Origin of the sequence: uncultured Candidatus Kuenenia sp. (assembly GCF_900696675.1) — a bacterium.
In the GTDB taxonomy this organism is placed as follows: domain Bacteria; phylum Planctomycetota; class Brocadiia; order Brocadiales; family Brocadiaceae; genus Kuenenia; species Kuenenia stuttgartiensis_A.
Genome location: NZ_CAADGZ010000231.1, coordinates 1 through 2522, shown reverse-complemented (window position 1 = coordinate 2522; position 2522 = coordinate 1). Strand labels below are relative to the sequence as shown.

General features: G+C 37.2%; 1 protein-coding gene. It reads right to left on the bottom strand.

Annotated elements, in window-relative coordinates; genetic code table 11:
- Nucleotides 1-2468 (bottom strand): discoidin domain-containing protein (locus tag QZT26_RS17200; RefSeq protein ID WP_295103912.1); only part of this gene is annotated, 2468 nt, incomplete at its 3' end.
- Nucleotides 2469-2522 lie beyond the last annotated feature (54 nt).

The window sequence follows — 2522 nt, the reverse complement described above, 5'->3', positions numbered from 1 at the left end:
AACTCAATTTCATAACTTCCCATAGGTTTCTCTTCATTGACAAGTGTTGCAACTTTTTTTCCCAAAATATCATATACTATTATTGTTACAAATGAAGATGAGGGAATAGAATAGTTAATTGTTGTAGATGGATTAAATGGGTTGGGATAATTTTGACCCAAAGTAAATCCAGATGGTAAGTTATTGTTGAACGGATCAACTATGGTAGCATCACTTCCCCAAATTTCGGCTTCCCAAAGCCCTGCCCAAGGGCTTTGATTGTTATTAATAAAATGAACCCTTACATATCTTGCTTCAACTGACGTAAATTCATCTACTGTCCACTCCTCATTGGAAACAGAGATTCTTTGGGGAATAACGGTAATCCAGTTATTGTGATCAGTTGATATTGAAATTGAGTAATCATAATACCTTCCGGCATTCCAATTATAAAATGATAGTCTTGTCTTACATACTGTCCTGATTGTGCCTAAATCAAATGTTAATTCCTCAGGCATCGGCTCAGCAGCCCATCTTGAATCAGGGTCTCCACTAAGTGCACCCAGTCCATCAATAGTCTTCTCCGGTGTATGGTCAGGCTCTATTATTATTCCTTCTACAGCTACTATAGGAAACTTCATTAACGTATCAGGGGGCAAAAGTATGTATTGGGCAGTATTGTTTTGTGTAATGGAATTGCCGGAAAGGTCTTCAACATTAACAACCGTAACTACATATGAACCCGGAGAATGAGGAGACGTTTGAAGAGTAACTTTTGTACCAGATAGTGATGCGTTAAGAACATTGATGTTGTTAGTTATGGAGTAGTTGCTCTTGTTCTCAGCTGTTGCTTGATCTAATGCCTCTGAAAAATTTACTACCAATGTTACTGAGTCCAGCAAACTTGCCCCGGTTACTCTTGGAGGAGTCAAATCTGGTCCGGCATCATATTCATAAGCACCGATACTCCAGTTTTCTCCTCTTGGATTACCGTAAAAATCACTCAACATCTCTGGCAAATCATATCCCAAAGTATTCTTAAAATAATTATACAGATATGTCAAATCCTCTCCTGCATCAATAGCAGGTGAATTTGGTTTTAAGTCTGGTCTAAGTAATGACTGATCTGGTTCGTGACCAAAGTTAGATACAAATAATGGGTCTCTGTTTAATCCTGTTCCGCCTGCTGCTACCCATTGACTCCAATTACTAAAGCTTTGTGTTCCACCGCCAGGCTTAATAAACTGACCTGCAAATAAACCAGACTGCACACTATCTTCTTTCCATACTAAATTATAACGAGCACTATCCATTCTTATATGGTTTCCATAAGCTGTACTTCCACCAAACACTGAATGCCATCCGTGAGCACTATGATTTCTCCAGCTTCTTCCCTGTGGATCATTGCCAGGCGGGCAATAACTTGCAAATATATTATTTGATACAAAATGTGCAAGATATTCTTGCTGAAATACGGAATTTCGAGGACCATTACTGATAAAAGCATTATTAAATACAAATACTTTAGAGGGTTGATTTCCGCTATTTCCCGGACCATCGTGCCTTGTATAAAATGTATTGCCATAGTTTGCATTTGGATACCATAGACCGCCCATATAAGCAAAATTATTAAAAATAATTACAGGATTATCACCTCCCCAATTTATACTGCTTAAAATAAATGGCATTCCTCCACCCTCTGTTCCGCTATTGACAGAATCACTGATGAGGATATTATTGTAAATAATAAAACCATCACAAGCTACACTTTGCAAAACATCATTGTGTGCAACAGGGTCTTGACTTCTGCAATGTAAAAAATTATCGTGGATTATTGTTCTGGTTGGTCTGTATTGATTCCAGTAATTTATTTGGATTACATCACTTTGCCCTACACCATCAATCCTATCTTTAATTGTGCAGTATTGTATTACTGTGCTGTCTGCCAATGCAGTTAATCTTATTCCGTAACCATCACCGCCACCTGCATTAAACTGGTATATGTTAAGTGAATCTATTATAATCCCTGTGGAGTTATCCTCAATATTTACTGCGTGGCTATTTGCATTTCTTAATTCAAGTCCTTTTACCCATAGATAGCTTGCATTTTGTATATGAATATTATATGAACCTCCTTCTATTATTACTCTGCCACTGTGCCCCGATGGATTTGGCGAATATTTGCCTGCCCAAATTCTGATTCGGTTTGCTTTTGTACCGCTTTTATTAGGAGATAATGAACCCGAATAAACTAAGGAATCAGTTCCGCCAGATATATAGATATAATCACCTGGCTGAATTGAACTCCAGTTAATATTAGAAAAAGATTTCCACGCATTAGTCCAGCTTGTTCCATTGTTAGAGCCGCTTGCATTCTTATACACATACCAGTTTGTGGCATAAATTGGAAGTGATAATGATAGAAATAAAGCTACAATAAATAATAAACTGTTTATTTGATGGCTGATTAAGAATCCTCGTATTTTCATCGCTGTCCTTTTATATTTATAATGATAAATCTAATCCCAATATATGTGCCGTTA